The following is a 16516-nucleotide window of genomic DNA, read 5'->3' as shown; positions in this document are numbered from 1 at the left end:
TTAATATCCCCGTATCAGCGTGAGACGATAGTCTAGTTAAGCTGAGGGCGATTCAGGAAGAAGATTAAAACATCAGCATGTGAAGGGTTCTAGACTTTAGAGTTAAACAGAAATTTCAAACAAGGACCGATAAAGAAGCGTTAGGAAATTTTCTAAATTGATTCTATTTAGTTATGGAGCACTCCGATGAGCGGTGACAACGCCTTTTTTGAAGAACTACAGATGGACTTTTTGAATGAGTCCGCTTTCATGCTTGAGCAGTATGAAGAATATATGATGAAGCTGGAAAACAGCACAGATCCCGCTCGCGATTTAACCGATATTTTCCGCGTAGCCCACTCGGTAAAAGGGGGAGCCGCAGCGGTAGGTTTAGCGGATCTTTGTAAGTTCGCTCATGTGATGGAAGATCTGTTAGATCTTTTACGTTCCCAACCTCATTTAGTAAATTCAAACGTTATTTCTTTGCTTTTAAAATCCGGTGATGAGTTAAAAAACCGTGTCGCGTTTTTACAGCAAGGTCAATCTGGGCACTGGGATCCTAAAGAGCTAGTGAATCAATTGATCGTGATCCGCGAAGAACTTTCCGGCAAGAAATCTAAACACCATTCAGTGACAGACGCTGAACCTGTGGCCTCAGCCCCGGCGGATGAAGAAGTAAAAATCGCTGCTCCCGATGACTTCTTCTCTCCAGCACCTGAAGGTGAAGATCATACGAATCATGAATTATTAGCTGAACTTTTAGCTCAGTTATCTCCTGAAGATCAGGCCGAGTTCCATGCGAAGGAGGCACACACTCCGCCTCCTGTCGTGGCAGCGGCTCCGGCGCCTACACCAGCTCCAACTCCCGCGCCGGCTCCGCAAGCGGCGGTAAAACCTGCTCCGGCATTGAAGGTAGTTGAAGATGCTTCTGCCGCCCAAGGTAACGGTAATGGTGGTGCTAATGGTAAAGCCCCTAATAGGCAGCTTAATTCCACAATCAAAGTCGACACGGGTCGCGTTGATTCCGTTCTTGATGCAGTGGGTGAGCTTGTTGTTTTAAAAAATCAATTAGTGCATGACGAAACGGTGCGCAGTGGAGAGAGTCTTCGCCTTGAGGCCATCGTTGATCAATTAGATAAAGCCGTGCGCGAGCTTTACGAAAAGACATTGAGCATTCGCATGACGCCGCTAAAATCGGCGTTCACAAAAATCCAACGTATCGTTCGGGACGTCTCTTTACAACTGGATAAGCCAGTAGATTTACAATTGATCGGTGAAGAGACAGAGGTGGAACGTACCGTATTTGAACTTTTGGGTGACCCTTTGGTTCACTTGGTGCGTAACTCGATGGACCACGGGGTTGAGAAAAAAGAAGTTCGTTTAGAACGCGGTAAACCGGCAACGGCAAAAGTTGTCGTTTCGGCGAAGCAATCCGGTGGTAACGTTATTATCGATATCACGGATGACGGTGGTGGTATCAATCGCGAGAAGGTTTTAAACAAAGCTATCGAAAGAGGTTTTGTCCCTAAGAATGTGGACCCTGCTTCTATTCCCGATGAACAAGTTTTCCAATACATTTTCCAACCGGGATTTTCGACGGCAGATAAGATTTCTGACTTATCCGGTCGAGGTGTGGGTTTGGATGTAGTGAAATCCAACTTGGATAAAATCAACGGTAAGATCAATATCTATTCTAAACCAGCTCAAGGTTCCACGTTCCGTTTAACTATTCCTTTAAGCACGGCGATCACTGACGGTATCATCGTCGCTTTGGATGGAGCTCGTTACATCTTACCAATTCACTCTATTCGTGAAATCGTGCGTGTTTTACCAAAAGATTACACGAATGTTTCGGGTGCGGGTAAAGTTGCCAACATCCGCGGTGTTTTGTTGCCCGTGATCGATGTCTCTCGGACTTTGGGGTCTATCAACTGGACTTTGAATGAAAAAGATCAAAAGCGTGCGCAGAAAAAAGAAAACTCTTTAAGTGCGCGTCGTGAAGAAACCATGCTGGTGATTATTGAGTCTATGACGGGTCAAATGGCGTTCCCCGTGGACGACGTTTTGGGTCAAGCGCAAGTGGTGGTGAAGTCAATTACAACAGGTCACGACATCCCTGAAGTTGCTGGTGCGGCGATCTTGGGGGACGGTAAAACCGTCTTAATCCTAGATCCAGGCGCTTTAGTTAATAGTATTGTCAAAGGACGGGAGATCGCGGCATGAGTGCCCCTAAAAAAACAAGTGATATCGTAAGTGCCCTCAATGATTTCGAGGATATTAAGCTCACAGACAAAATGTTCGGCAAGTTTGCGGAACACATGTACACGCTTGCGGGTGTCGATCTTCCATTGACCCCTAAAAATCATGCCTTGATTCGCAATCGTATTGTAAAGCTTTTGCGTCGCCATTCTTTAAAGTCTTATGAAGAGTACTGGGCGATGATCGAACGTGGCGGGGCAGAGCTGACTTCCGAGTTCATCTCGGCGCTTACGACGAACATGACTTCGTTTTATCGCGAATCAAATCACTTTGATTTCTTAACTGGTGCTTTGCCAGAGTTAAGTAAAAAGTTTGGATCTGATATTCGCCTGTGGTGTTGTGCTGCCAGTACGGGCCAAGAGCCTTACACGATCGCGATGACGGCCTGTGAAGCTTTGGGTGATCAATACAAAAAGGCTCGATTATTGGCGACCGATATTGACCTTCAAGTCCTTAAAAAGGCTTCGATTGGTACTTATGAAGAGCGTGAAATGCAAGGTCTGCCCCCCGCGCAAAGATCTAAGTATTTCGAAAAAGTGAAAGCTCAAGGTGAAGAGTTCTGGAGAGCGAAAGATCAGATTCACAATATGATCCGCTTTGCTCCGTTTAACTTGATGACACCGAAATATGAATTTCAGCATCAGTTTCACGTGATTTTCTGCCGCAACGTTTTGATTTATTTTGACGAAGCGACAACTAAAAAGGTCATCGACAACTTAACGGCGTGTTTGGCTCCAGGCGGATATTTGGTCTTAGGTCACTCTGAGTCTGGAAACGTAAAACACACTCATTTGAAACCGCTTTCAAGAGCCGTTTACCAAAAAATTTAAGAGGTAGCCGTATGGCGCAAAAAATTCGCGTTTTGATCGTGGACGATTCGGCGGTGATTAGAAAGTTGCTAGAGAAAATCTTTAGCTCTGCCCCGGACATTGAAGTCGTCGGTACTGCGCAAGATCCCTACATCGCTCGTGATAAGCTGGTTTCTTTAAAACCAGATGTTATGACCTTGGATGTCGAGATGCCGCGTATGGATGGCATTAGCTTTCTTGAGAAAGTCATGCAGCACTTTCCAACTAGAACTATCATCTTTTCAAGCTTAGCTAAAACAGGTTCAGAAACCTATTTGCGAGCGCTTGAAGCAGGTGCGATTGAAATCATGGAAAAGCCTTCCATCGACGTTTCGCAAAGTTTGGAATCACTCGCTGCGGGGTTTATTGAAAAAGTGCGTGCGGTGGCTCGCGCTCGTATCAATCCGGTTAAAAAGATTGTTCAAGCCGGTGGTCCGGTGCAAAAAATTGCTCCGACTTCATTAGCCAGAACAACGCATCAGTTGTTGGCGGTGGCGTCTTCAACGGGCGGAACAGAAGCTTTAAAGGTGTTCTTAAGTGGAATGCCTGCGGATATTCCGGGAACTTTGGTGGTGCAACATATGCCTCCAGGTTTCACAAAGTCTTTTGCCGATAATTTAAATAAAATGTTTCCTTTTGAAGTGAAAGAAGCAGCAGAGGGAGATCAGGTTGTCCCGGGACGCGTGTTGATTGCCCCCGGTAACTACCATATGGAAATTCATCGAAGTGGTGCCTTTTATCACGTAAAACTTCATCAAGGGCCGACGTTACACAGTGTTCGTCCGGCCGCAGACTATATGATGAAGTCGGTTGCAAAATACGTCGGTAAAAATGCCTTGGGTGTTGTCTTAACGGGAATGGGAAAAGACGGCGCAGAGGGTTTGTTAGAGATGAAAAACGCCGGTGCTTACACAGTGGCGCAAAATGAAGAAACTTGCGTGGTGTATGGCATGCCAGCTGCGGCGGTGGCGTTAGGGGCGGCAGACAAGGTGCTGCCTTTAGACAAAATTGCGGGCGATTTGTTGCATCAGCTTCACCAACGAAACGCAGCTTAAGGCGGCTCGGTGAAAAAGGCTCGATCGACTGCGTTGTCGGGCCTTGTCTTGCTCTAAGGCGTACTTTGAGTACGCCTTCGTGGCAGCCAAAACCCTCCGCCTTGCGCTCGAACCTTTTTGACCAAGCCTTGGTTCTGGGTATAGCCTACCCAATATGAAAACTTTCAAATCTTTTCAAATATATTTGGTCTCTTTTTTATTCATAACAAGCTGCCAAAGCGCGCCTAAGGCTCATTATGTTCGTTCGGGTAAAGAGCGTGCAGATCATGCGACCGCACAAGCTGTGGGTCAGCAGTATGCTATTGCTACACAAGGTCGTTTTTCTTCGCAAGCGGCGGAAAAGATGTTTGCTCAAGGAGGGAATATCATTGATGCGGTGGTGGCGGCGTCTTTCACTGTTTCTGTAGAGCGGCCTCAATCTTCGGGTATTGGTGGGGGCGGTTTTATGCTGTTCCACGAAGCTAAGACGGGCAAAACTTACGCGATTGACTTCCGCGAGCGGGCGCCGTTGAGGGCAACCGAAAACATGTATCTTGGGAAAGAGGGAAAAGCCGAAACCGGCAAATCACAGAACGGAATTTTGGCCGTGGCGGTTCCAGGAATGGTCGCCGGTCTTTTAGAAATTCATAAACGCTTTGGATCGTTACCTTTATCAAAGGTCATGGCGCCAGCGATTCAATTGGCCGAAGAAGGCTTTCCAATTTATGAAGAGTTTCATGCGGCATTAACTTACCGTGCTCCGCAGATTTTAAAAGATCCGGCGGCAAAAAAGATTTTCTTAGGGGCTAACGGCGATGTTCCGGCACCGGGAAGTCTTTTGATTCAAAAAGATTTAGCAAAAACATTAAGGCTGATCGAAAAAAAGGGCCGAAATGGTTTTTATAACGGATCCGTGGCCAAGTCCATCGTGGACCTGTCTAAAAAAACCGGTGGGATTATCTCTCAAAAAGACTTGGATGATTACCAGGTTAAATGGAGAGAGCCCGTCACCGGCAAGTATCACGGTTATGAAGTGTTCTCGATGCCGCCTCCAAGTTCAGGGGGGGTGCACGTGATCCAATTCTTAAATTTCTTAGAAAAAGATGAGCTGGCAAAAAGCGGAATCCATTCGGTGAAATCAATTCACTTGGCGGCGTCAGCGTTGCAGTCCTCATTTGCCGATCGTGCGACTTATTTGGGTGATCCGGATTTTACAAAAGTTCCGGTGAAGGCACTCACGGATCCAAGCTATATCCAAAAGCGTCGCAGCGAAGTTCCTGCAGATCGTGCGCGCAAGGCCGTAGAGGTCAAAGCCGGTGATGTTTCAGGATATGAGTCTTCAGAAACGACTCATTTGTCGTTGATGGATGCTGAGGGGAATGCCGTTAGCACCACGCAAACCATCAATGGTTGGATGGGTGCTGGGGTTGTCGCCCCGGGAACCGGCGTAGTTTTAAATAACGAGATGGATGATTTTTCGGCCCAAGTCGGAAGTTCAAATCTTTTTGGTGCGATTGGCGGAAAGCCCAACTCGATTGCGCCTAGCAAAACGCCCTTAAGCAGTATGTCGCCCACAATTCTGATGAAAGATGGAAAACCCGAAATGGTTGTCGGTGGTCCGGGCGGAACACGCATCATCAGCTGTGTTGCGCAGACGATTTTAAATTATATCGAATTCAAAACATCGTTGTACGACGCGGTTTCGGCAGTTCGTTACCATCATCAGTGGCAGCCAGATGTTTTATTGATGGAACCTCCGGGCCCCGCACCGGCCGTTTTAGAAAAGCTTCAGAAAATGGGCTATGAAGTAAAGATTCAACCCATTGGCTGCAACGTGATGGCCACGGCGAAAGAAGGAAATTCCTTTCGTGGAGTTGCGGACCCGCGTGACATTGGGACTAGTATCGCAAAATAGCTTATAAAAATCATAAGGGTGTCAGGATTTTCGACACCCACAAAGAGAATAAAATACAGTCAAGGAGGTTTGGTCGAAGTCGGGCTGGCCTCACGGGCATCGCGGGTGTAAAACCCGTCGATCAAGTGAGGTCTTAATGAAAATGTATGTTTCTCTTGTGGTCACCGCTCTTGTGTTAGGGGCTTGTACTCCCAACCAAAAAAACACGTCAGAGATTACCGCTCCAGGTTCGGGTGTCGTGGGTGGACAAGAAATTGAAGTAGGTTCGCCACTAGCAAAAAGCACGGTGGGAATTTATGAAAGTGAAATTGGCTATATCTGTTCTGGAACTCTGCTGCCGAACAATCTGGTCTTAACGGCCGGTCACTGCGTCGATCCCAAGGCAAAAAACTTAAAAATCTATTTTACTAATAAAATGCAAGGCGCAGATGATGCTGCCAAACGCAAAGTCATCGGCGGTGTGGTTCACGCTAACTACTCTAAAGAGATGAAAGCGCAAGACATGGCCGATATCGCGATTTTGAAATTTGAAGGCGATGTTCCGTCAGACTATACACCGGCGCAATTGTTGACGGATGGCGCGCAGCTTTATAATGGTCGAGAGATTTTTGTTGCGGGTTACGGTCTAAATTGGACTATCGGTGTTTCTCGTGGCGCGGGTGTTTTGCGCGCGACTAACTTAGAAATTGAAGAAGCTCAATATTCAGCAACCGAAACTAAATTGGCTCAGACTTTTCGCAAGGGAATCTGCAGTGGCGATTCGGGTGGTCCGGCGTATCTAGTGCAAGACGGTCAATTGTATGTCTGGGGTGTGGCAAGTCGTGGGGATTCTATTCCATTGCCCCTTGTGCCGAAATGTATGATGTATTCGATCTATACGCGTGTGGATGCCTATCAAGACTGGATCCAGCAAGCCGTCAATTACTTGAATCCATAGTTCAAATCTAATACGCTGGATCTTCTTACAACGAGGTCCGGCGTTATGATTCTTAAATACGTTCCAATTTTATTGTCTTTGTCGCTCATCGCATGTCAGTCTAAAAATATGAGCACGTCATCTCAAAATCTAGAACAAGATCAATATTTGTGGTTAGAAGAAGTGGAAGGGCCTAAAGCCCTTGCATTTGCACGCGCGGAAAACGAAAAGACGTTGGCGCATTTTAAAAAAGATCCCAACTTTAAATCGATCGAAACTGAGGTTCGTAAGATTATCTTAGCCAAAGATCGCCAGCCGGCCTTAAGACTTGTTAACGGTGAGCTTTATAATTTTTGGCAAGATGAAAAACACGTGCGTGGTCTTTGGCGTAAGACGACGATTGAAAAATTCAAGTCCGGAAAGCCTGAATGGGATGTCATCCTGGACATCGATAAATTGGCAAAAGACGAAAATGAAAACTGGGTGTGGGCGGGCGGCTCTCATCTGACGCCTTCTTATGACCGCGTTCTGATCTATCTCTCGCGTGGAGGCAAAGACGCCGCCGTGATTCGCGAATTTGATTTAAAAACCAGAACTTTTGTTAAAGACGGCTTTAATGTTCCTGAATCTAAAGGCATGGCCTCTTGGATCGATAAGGATTACGTTTATCTTGCGTCGGACTTCGGGCCTGGTTCGATGACCGACAGCGGGTATCCTCGGATCGTAAAAATGTGGAAACGCGGAACTCCAATAAGTGCAGCCAAAGAAGTGATGCGGGCAGAAAAAACGGACATGCGTGCGTATGGCGTCGTCGATTGGGACGAAGGCAAACCCTATCATTTTCTTGGCAAGTCGATCAGCTTTTACGAATGGCAACCTCACTATCTGGATGCTTCGGGAACTTTGATTCCGTCGCCTTTTCCCCGTTCAGCGCGTATGCACACGCTGTTCAAAGGATTTACTTTTTTTGAACTCAAAGAAGACTTAGGCAAATTTAAATCGGGCAGCGTCTTGGCCATCCCTCTTGATTCATGGAAGGACGGTGCGAAAGCGTTAGACAAAGCCCAGCTTGTTTTTGCTCCGACGGATAAAAGATTTGTGGAGTGGGTTTCGCGCACCAAAAATCACTTATTGATTTCGGTCATCGACAATATTGTAGCGAAAGTTTTAAAGGCCGATGTCGATACTAACGGGCAGTGGAAACTGTCTGAAGTGATCGTGGGATCAGCGGGCATGACGGCGATTTCTTCGGTGGAAGATGAAAGTGACAAGTATCTGGTTAGTTATGTGGACTTTTTAACACCAGCTTCGGTTTATTTGTTGGATGCCGCGGATAAAAAAAATCACATGCAGCTATTGACGGAATCAAAGCGACGTTTTGACTCCAAAGACATGACGGTGGAACGTTTTGAAACAAAAAGTGCCGATGGCACGATGATCCCGTACTTCATGGTCAGCAAAAAGAATCTTAAAAAAGACGGAAAAAACCCCACTCTGCTTTACGGCTATGGTGGTTTTGAGCACGCGATGCAACCTTCTTATCGTGCAACTTTGGGTAAGGTTTGGCTCGAGCGTGGCGGGGTCTATATTCTTTCAAATCTTCGCGGTGGCGGAGAGTTTGGTCCCCACTGGCATCGTTCGGTATTAAAAGAAAATCGTTATAAAGTGTATGAAGACTTTATCGCGATTGCGGAAGATCTGATCAAACGAGGCATCACCAGTCCGCAACATCTAGGTATTCACGGCGGATCCAACGGGGGTTTGTTAGTGGGGGCGACAGCCATGCTTCGTCCGGATTTATTTAACGCTGTTTTGTGTGAAGTGCCGCTTTTAGATATGGTTCGTTACCATAAACTTTTAGCCGGGGCGAGCTGGATGGATGAATACGGAAATCCTGAAGATCCAAAAATGTTGCCGGCGATTTTAAAATACTCTCCGTATCAGCGGGTAAAAGCGGATGTGAAATACCCAGAGATCTTTTTCCTGACCAGCACCAAGGATGATCGCGTTCATCCTGGGCATGCGCGTAAGATGTTTGCAAAGATGAAAGATCAAGGTCATCCTGTTTTTTATTATGAAAACATGGAAGGTGGTCATGGTCGCAATGCGAATCTGGAACAAAGTATTCTTTGGGAAACTTTGCAGATGACTTATCTGTGGGAAAAAATCGGACCGGTGAAGCGCTAAGATTAGCGCTTCGGGATATTGAAATAAAGCTTGGCTGAAAACGGCTCATAGTCGGCGTATTCCGGATCACCTGTGAAATAGATCGCGAAAATATTTAAAACCGCTTTGCCATCTTCTTCATCCATGTCAAAATCTGAATCGTATTCGTCGTTGTTAAGTGAAACAACACTGCCGTCAAAGCCGTTGCCTTCGGCATAGTAGTAACCGCTATTAGCGCCACACAGGTAAAGGGCGTGAATTTCGCCACCTTCTGGATCAAAATGAAAAGCCCCCACAACTTGATTTTTAGAATTGAAAACGGCTAAACGTTCATTCACGGGAACGTGTTCTTCGATACGCCCTTGAACGTAAGAGTCCTGCGTACAAGCCTCCACAGCATTGCCACGAGCAAAAGCGGCTGAAGCGGCCAAGGAAACAAAAAAAGCCATAGCTGTTTTAACAATCGTTTTCATAAAACCCCCGTTTGGTATGAAGGGGGTTTACCGCAAACTGGGAATAACATGAAATACATATGCAGTTTCATGTTATTCTTTTTTTGAATAGATCTTAGAAGTACTCGACCTGAACCATCAAGCGCACGGGTGAGTGATGGCAGTCGGTTTTTGAATCGTTATCACCCGTCGTAATCATATGGAGAGTAATATCCGATGCGCTGGTCATACCAAGAATATTTTGAACGACTTTTTCATCGAATTGCAATTCCACGCGGCCCACAGTTTCAGTTTGTGGAAACAGGCAAGAAGACAAGCCTTGGCTTTTACCGGCGCAATATTGATTTGCGGGCGAAGAATCTACCGCGCCGTTTTGAGCATCTTTATCCACTAATCGAGACCAATCGTATTTATAATAGCCATTTGAGCTTTGCAGATGACGCGAAAAATTTGTCGTCGAAGCTAAGACATAGCTATTTAAGGTCAAGATGATGTTGTCGTCATAAAGAAAGTTCTGCTGCTCAAAGTTATCCATGCTAACTTGGCAAACTGTCGCTCCTGCGGGAACTTGTACTTTTTGAGATTGTTCGACACGAGCACGGATATATTCATTTTTAGCGGATAAGTTGTCGCCGGATCCAAAAGGGCATTCACCTACGTTGTCTTCAAAATTGATCTGGACAGTTTTAACTTGGATTTTGCCCCGAGCTTTCGCATCGGCGCAGCTATTAATAAGGTTATTGACGCCCGGAGGGTTGCCATAGTCCTGATGGTCCTCGTTGCCTAAGCCATCCACACTTAAAGAGGCGGGACCCATATCATCAATTTTTAGGGCTTGTTTCTGACAGTTCTGAAACAGAACCGCCATCGTAAATCCCGAAATGAGAAGAACTAAGTAACGTGCTTTCATACATACCCCATTCCCTTTGCTAAAGGATTAAAGCAATTCTCGTGCTCGCTAGGATGTGAGGTATTGGAATCTATTCACAATCTTTGTTGAACTTCAAAAAAGCGCTTAGAAGTTCAACGTCTCAGTTGTGTAGGCTTGAGACGTTTTAGTGTTGGGTTTCCGAAGAGGCCGCCGCGGTGTTTTGTTGGCCATGGTATTTCGCCATCTGTTGAATCCAGAAATGACGTTGAGACGCAGATAAAGACAGATCTAAATGAGAAAGTTTTAGCGCCAATGCAAAAGCATCCCCATTTACAAAAGCGGCCTGGCGGCGTTCGCCTTTGCGCGAGTAGTTTTCAATCTTATGCAAGCCTTGCATCAAGTGCAGGGCTTTAAAAAAGATCAAACTTTCTTGCTTAAAGATACCGATCTCTTCACGCATGAATTGGCCTAAGCGTGGGTCTTCGGCCAGCTCATCATGATTCCAAGGATCCTCACCGTATTGCGCTTTCATAAAGGCCATCATAAAGCCGGCAAAAAGTTCGGTGGGGTCTTTTTTATCTAAGCCCGCCGCCTCTAAACGTGAAAGATGGATTTCAAAGACTTCACTTTTTACGGGATCTGAAAAGACATTGTGCAAGCCCGGAAGAATCTGATCCATGATATGCAAATCAAAAAGCTCCATGAACGCACGATGAGGTTCGTCTAAGCGCAAAAACTTAAGCCATTCTTCGCGACGACGGGGCAGAACCGATTTTTTTAATTCGGGACTGCATTCGGCAATCGCGGCACGCATGGAAGATTCGATAGAAAAATGCAATTTATGAGACAAGCGAATCGCACGCAAAATACGGATCGGATCTTCGATCAAACGGGCCTTGGGTTCACCAATCATTCGCAAGACACGGTTCTCCACGTCCTGCAGACCTCCGCAATAATCGATCATCTTGTGATTGACGGGATCATAAAACAAAGCATTGCAGGTAAAATCGCGGCGTTGGGCATCTTCTTCGACCGTACCGAAATAATTGTCGCCTTCCACGGCGTCATCACCCAAGGCATTGATTTCTTCCGCACTCACGGCACGGCGGAATGTGGCGACCTCAAATTGGGTATCGCCCCGCTTGACTAAAACTAGTTTGAAGCGACGACCAATGACATAGGCATTAGGAACTTTTTTGCGAACCTGATTAGGCAATGCATTGGTCGCGATATCAAAATCTTTGGGATGAATGCCTACTAACAAATCTCGAACGCATCCACCGACAAGGTAGGTCTCAAAACCGGAATCTTGCAGATTACGAACAATTCTTAACGCGTAGGAGTCGATCCAGTCTTCATGAAGCTGGGGTGTCTTTGTCGAAGTCATTAGAGCCTGAATCTACATCCCTTTGCATCAAAACTCAATTTGGAATATAAAAAGGACATGTCTTATCTTAATAATTTCTATCATCAATTTTATGGTCCCGAAGACGGGCGCAAATGGGTGTTTGTGCATGGCTTGATGGGCTATGGGCAGAACTGGCGTCGCATTATTGCGGATCTTGAAAAGACCGAACGCTGCCTGGCTTTTGACCAAAGAGGTCATGGGCGCTCCTTCCAACCCACTTCCGGTTATGGTCCAGAAGACTATGCCGATGACATCAAGATGATTGTGGACGAGTTGGGCTGGGATAAATTCATTTTGGTCGGTCATTCGATGGGGGGTCGGAACGTTTTAAACTTTGCCTCCCGTTTCCCGGAATATCTGTCCCATTTGGTCGTGGAAGACATCGGGCCCGAAGCCGCCCCGAACGCCCATGAATATTACGAATATTTATTGAATCTGGTGCCCGTGCCGTTTGCCACTCGCGAGGACGCCAAAAGATTCTTTTTCGAGGATTTTGTGAAGAACGCTAAGACCCGCGAAAATGTCCAAGTCATGGCGAACTTCTTTTATTCCAATATGGCTGAACAGCCCAATGGCACGATCAACTGGCGCTTTGCTAAAAATGGCATTGTCGAGTCGGTCCGGGCCGGGCGGGAAGACGAGCGTTGGCATGAAGTGGAAGGCTTAAAAGTACCCACTTTGTGGGTTCGGGGAGAGAACTCCAAAGAGTTCAGTCGAGAGAGTTTTAAGCGCGTGTTGGCTAGCAATTCTATGATTAAGGGCGTCGAGATTCCGGGCGCGGGCCACTGGGTCCACTCAGATCAAGCTGAGGCCTTCGGGGCCGCGATCAAGGCGTTCGTCGGTGGCTTTTAAGTAGGCAGCTTTGACTTTTGGTTCTTCGCTAAGTAGTTTGAGGCTTATTGTTAGAGGTATGAAAATTGAAATTTACTGAATTAAATCTAGAACCTAGTTTGCTTTCAGCAATCCAAAAGCTGAACTATGAAGAGTGCACGCCGATTCAACAACAAGCGTTGCCTCCAGTCCTTGAAGGCAAAGATGTTGCCGGACTTGCACAAACCGGAACCGGCAAAACAGCCGCTTTCGTAATTCCTTTGATGGAGCGTATTTTAAGAGCTCGTCCTGTTGCTGGTGATATCAGCGAAGAACAAAAAACGGCGATTGAAAAACGCGCGTTTAAAGATTGGAAACCGCAAAACTTTGTTTTGATTTTGGTGCCCACGCGCGAATTGGCCGAACAAGTTCAAGACAATGTTTTGAAATACGGTCTTGATTCAGGTCTTCGTGGTTTTGCTATCTACGGGGGGACCGGTTACGACAAACAAAAAGAGGCGCTTAAAAACGGTGTTGAATTCATCGTGGCGACTCCGGGCCGTTTGATCGATCTTTACAAAGAACATCTTGTAGATTTGAAACAAGTTCGCGCCATCGTTTTTGACGAAGCCGATCGTATGTTTGACATGGGCTTTAAAGACGACATGAAATACATTTTGCAACGTGTCCCTCGCGAGCGTCAGTTGCTGGTATTCAGTGCGACTTTGAACTTTGATGTGATGAACACCGTTTATCAGTTCGGGTCAGAGCCTGTCGAAATCAACATCAGTCGGGATCAAACGCGCGCCGAAAACGTGACAGATGAAATCTTCCACGTAGGCAGTGACGAAAAACCACAGCACTTGTTGTCTTTGCTTAAAAAGCACAATCCAAAACAGGCGATCATCTTCACCAACTTTAAAATGAGTGTGGAACGAATCGCCAAATTCTTGGTCGACAATGGGGTGCCAGCGATGGCGATTTCAAGCTTGTTGACTCAAGCGCAACGCAATCGCGTGATCGAACAGTTTAAAGCTGAAAATGATATGAACATCCTGGTGGCCACAGATGTGGCGGCGCGTGGATTGGATATCAAAGGTGTCGACTTAGTTATTAACTATGAATTGCCGATGGATTCTGAATCTTACGTTCACCGTATCGGCCGTACCGGTCGCGCAGGAACCACGGGTCATGCTTACTCTTTAGTAGGTGATAAAGACATCGAGTCTTTGGCGCGCATTGAGGATTATTTAAAACACAAAATCAATGTTGGTTATTTAGAAAATGATCAATTGATCAAAGACTTTAAGCCCATGTCGTATCGTGATGAAGGTCATTACCCGAAATCGGTGGATCGCGCTCGTGGTCCTAGAGAAGGGGGGCGTGGCGGAGATCGCGGACCTCGCGGCGGCGGCCGTGGTGGTGATCGTGATAATCGTCGCCCAGGTGGCGGCCGTCCTGATCGTGGTCCTCGTCCAGAACGTAGCGGCGAACGCAGTGGTGAGCGTGGTGAACGCGATCAACAACGTGCTCAGGGTGGACAAGGCGGTCAAGGTGGTCCGCAGGGTTCGCGTCCTCCTCGCAGAGACGGACAACATCAAGGTAAGAAATTTGAAGGTGGAAAAGGCCGTGATGGACAACAACGCCGTCATGACAACAAACGTCCGGACAATCGCAATCCTCAACACGCGAAAGGTCCTCGTCACCAACATGGTAAAAAGCCCGCACCAGCAGCAGTGGCGCAAAAAGGACTGGGTCAAAAGATCTCTGGATTCTTTAAGCGTTTGTTCTCTTAAGTTTAAAATTTTCGAATTCCATTTGGACAAAAGAATCCCGGGACAACCCGGGATTCTTTTTATTTAGGCTTTAAGAATTCCAAGGACTCATTGTTTTGCGATTCTTTCGCGATGTCATAAGCCGTGCGATTAAATTTGTCGCGGGCTTTTAAATCGGCCCCCGCACTCACCAGCAATCGCACCGTTTCTACGGAGCCGACTTCCGCGGCCTTCATCAAAGGCGTTTGCTTATCGGGATTTATCAAGTTCAAAAGTGCGGGTTTTTTCTTTAAGATCAGTTCGATCAACGTGGTGTTATTAAAAGAGACGGCGGTGACCAAAGCCGAATCGCCGTTTTCATTGAAATTCGTCAGCTCGGCGCCGCCTTCAATTAAGATCTTAGCGGCTTCGGTATGATCGTTCGAGATCGCAAAAAACAGGGCGGTGTTGCCGTTTTTATCTTTGGTGTTGAGATTTGATTTTTTGGCGATCAGGGATTTTAGTTCTTGGACCTGACCACTGGCCGCGGCCTTCATGACGGGTGTGTGTTTTTTCTTGCTGGTCCCCGTCGCCCATGTCGGCAGGGATATTAAAAGAGCAACTACGATAAAAACATGCTTCATCGGATCCTACTTTAAAGAGCTGGATAAATTCTTTTCCTCTTTAAACTTTGCCATATCATCGATCGGACTCATAAGACCAATTTGCGTGTAATCGAATTTTTTTAGTTGATAACGCTTAGCCATGATCGTTACCAGGTCACGGATGTACTCTCGGGGTTGATAAAGCTCCTGATAACGTTCAGGATTGGTGAACGCGCCAAAATAAAGATCTCCTTCGGCGGTTGAAATCATACCACCGAACGTGATCGCGTTGTTGGCCGAGCCGGTTTTAGCCACCAAAGTGTTGTGGAACATGGGGGCGGCGTAAAGACTTTTAAAGGTCGTGTAGGTTTCACCGGTTCCGCCCACGCCCATGACATCGGCCATTTGAAAACGGCGGACACCTTTATAGTTCGTCAGCATAGTGTCGAGATCTTGAACCACACGCACGAAAGTGCTGCAAGAAACCATGTTGTCTTTTCGATCCGTATTTGGATTCACCGGATAGCCTGAACCATTAAAGACATCGGCTTGCATATCACCCATTGAAAGACGTGAAGCCAAAAAGGACTTGTAAGCTTCGCGACCGCCTAATTTTTCAAACAAGATATTGGGCGGAACGTTGGATGAATAAATATTGAATTCACGCAACATCATGTGCAGTGGGCGCGATTTGAAAGAGAACGTCCGCATTGGAACGGTGTTTTTGTATTCTGCAAATGCCGAGGCCAAGCTTTTACCGATTTTTTCAACCTTCAAAGACTGACCCGATTTTGTTTTTGCCAAAGCCTCTTTTAAAGCTTTTGGGGTTGTGATCGGTCCATAGAAAAGATCGGGATCAGAACCGCGAAAGCCAGAATCCTCCCGGTGTTGCATAATAAAGCGACCGCTTTTAAAGGGAATGACGATATTTTCATCGTAAGAAAGCTGAGAAATGCGTTCGCAGTTTTGTTCGTCCATCACCTTGCGCAGTTGTTGGAACGTGCTACTTAAAATCTCGATACCAAAAAAGATGTCTTGGTCCCCTGATAGATGAACAAAGCAAGACTTGTCCGAATTTGTTGGCGTGATATGAACCTTGGTGGTGAAGCGGTATTCAGGCCCCAGCTTGGCAATCGCCCAGTGGGATACTAAAACCTTTGATAAAGAGGCAATACGGAACTTTTCATGAAGATCGCCTTCGCTGACATTCGTGGGATTATTGCGCACCCATTTAGAACTGCGCGCCGCCTCGGACTCCGTCGGATTAAAAGGGCGGACTTGGGCGTCTTTCTTGTCTTGAAGATAGCACATAGCATTCATCGAAAATTTCACGGCCATGGCTGAAGGGGCGGCTAGTAAGATCGAGGCCGCGGCCAGTGACTTTAATGATTTAGAGATTACGTTCATGTCCTGCTCCTTTGGGGGCGTTAGCAAGGGGTTCAAGTTTCGTGCGCCGTGGAGGGGCAAATAATTCGTTGTCAGCTGTCTCAAACTTAGAC

13 protein-coding genes are annotated in these 16516 nt (G+C 46.5%); 8 read left to right on the top strand and 5 right to left on the bottom strand.

Features of this window, described 5'->3' with window-relative positions:
- The first annotated feature begins 186 nt into the window (after nucleotides 1-186).
- From AZI86_RS04215 to AZI86_RS04190, 6 genes are all read left to right on the top strand, one after another.
- On the top strand, nucleotides 187-2202 hold the full coding sequence (locus AZI86_RS04215) for a chemotaxis protein CheA (protein ID WP_061833837.1): 2016 nt from the start codon (nucleotides 187-189) through the stop codon (nucleotides 2200-2202).
- The gene (locus AZI86_RS04210; protein ID WP_061833836.1) at nucleotides 2199-3068 is read left to right on the top strand and encodes a CheR family methyltransferase; all 870 of its coding nucleotides are present in this window, start codon (nucleotides 2199-2201) and stop codon (nucleotides 3066-3068) included. Before AZI86_RS04215 ends, AZI86_RS04210 begins: the two co-directional genes overlap by 4 nt.
- Nucleotides 3069-3079: 11 nt before the next feature.
- Nucleotides 3080-4141: a protein-glutamate methylesterase/protein-glutamine glutaminase gene (locus AZI86_RS04205; protein WP_061833835.1), complete on the top strand. Its 1062-nt coding sequence runs from the start codon at nucleotides 3080-3082 to the stop codon at nucleotides 4139-4141.
- A 154-nt stretch (nucleotides 4142-4295) separates the two neighbouring features.
- Complete coding sequence (ggt, locus tag AZI86_RS04200; protein ID WP_061833834.1) at nucleotides 4296-6035, top strand: gamma-glutamyltransferase; 1740 nt, start codon at nucleotides 4296-4298, stop codon at nucleotides 6033-6035.
- A 136-nt stretch (nucleotides 6036-6171) separates the two neighbouring features.
- Nucleotides 6172-6972, top strand: a complete 801-nt coding sequence (locus AZI86_RS04195; RefSeq protein WP_061833833.1) for a S1 family peptidase — start codon at nucleotides 6172-6174, stop codon at nucleotides 6970-6972.
- A gap of 108 nt (nucleotides 6973-7080) precedes the next feature.
- Entirely contained in the window at nucleotides 7081-9138 is a 2058-nt protein-coding gene (locus AZI86_RS04190; protein ID WP_253715707.1) for a prolyl oligopeptidase family serine peptidase, read from the top strand.
- A 2-nt stretch (nucleotides 9139-9140) separates the two neighbouring features.
- Here AZI86_RS04190 and AZI86_RS04185 read toward each other — a convergent pair whose 3' ends face one another.
- From AZI86_RS04185 to AZI86_RS04175, 3 genes are all read right to left on the bottom strand, one after another.
- Entirely contained in the window at nucleotides 9141-9590 is a 450-nt protein-coding gene (locus tag AZI86_RS04185) for a hypothetical protein (RefSeq protein ID WP_061833831.1), read from the bottom strand.
- A gap of 94 nt (nucleotides 9591-9684) precedes the next feature.
- Nucleotides 9685-10479: a hypothetical protein gene (locus AZI86_RS04180; RefSeq protein ID WP_061833830.1), complete on the bottom strand. Its 795-nt coding sequence runs from the start codon at nucleotides 10477-10479 to the stop codon at nucleotides 9685-9687.
- A gap of 145 nt (nucleotides 10480-10624) precedes the next feature.
- Nucleotides 10625-11827, bottom strand: a complete 1203-nt coding sequence (locus AZI86_RS04175) for a poly(A) polymerase (protein WP_061833829.1) — start codon at nucleotides 11825-11827, stop codon at nucleotides 10625-10627.
- Between the two features lie 57 nt (nucleotides 11828-11884).
- Between AZI86_RS04175 and AZI86_RS04170 the strand changes: the two genes are divergently transcribed.
- Nucleotides 11885-12700, top strand: coding sequence for an alpha/beta fold hydrolase (locus AZI86_RS04170; RefSeq protein WP_061833828.1), 816 nt, complete (start codon nucleotides 11885-11887; stop codon nucleotides 12698-12700).
- Nucleotides 12701-12765: 65 nt separating this feature from the next.
- On the top strand, nucleotides 12766-14454 hold the full coding sequence (locus AZI86_RS04165) for a DEAD/DEAH box helicase (RefSeq protein WP_061833827.1): 1689 nt from the start codon (nucleotides 12766-12768) through the stop codon (nucleotides 14452-14454).
- 59 nt (nucleotides 14455-14513) lie between these two features.
- Here the strand turns inward: AZI86_RS04165 and AZI86_RS04160 are convergent, their stop codons facing one another.
- Nucleotides 14514-15056 carry an ankyrin repeat domain-containing protein gene (locus AZI86_RS04160; RefSeq protein ID WP_061833826.1) on the bottom strand — a complete coding sequence of 181 codons (543 nt, stop codon included), beginning with the start codon at nucleotides 15054-15056 and terminating at the stop codon, nucleotides 14514-14516.
- Nucleotides 15057-15062: 6 nt separating this feature from the next.
- Nucleotides 15063-16424: a hypothetical protein gene (locus AZI86_RS04155; protein ID WP_061833825.1), complete on the bottom strand. Its 1362-nt coding sequence runs from the start codon at nucleotides 16422-16424 to the stop codon at nucleotides 15063-15065.
- Between the last annotated feature and the right edge of the window lie 92 nt (nucleotides 16425-16516).

Source organism: Bdellovibrio bacteriovorus (genome assembly GCF_001592735.1).
Classification (GTDB): Bacteria; Bdellovibrionota; Bdellovibrionia; order Bdellovibrionales; family Bdellovibrionaceae; genus Bdellovibrio; species Bdellovibrio bacteriovorus_D.
This window is presented reverse-complemented; position numbering and strand designations above follow the sequence as displayed.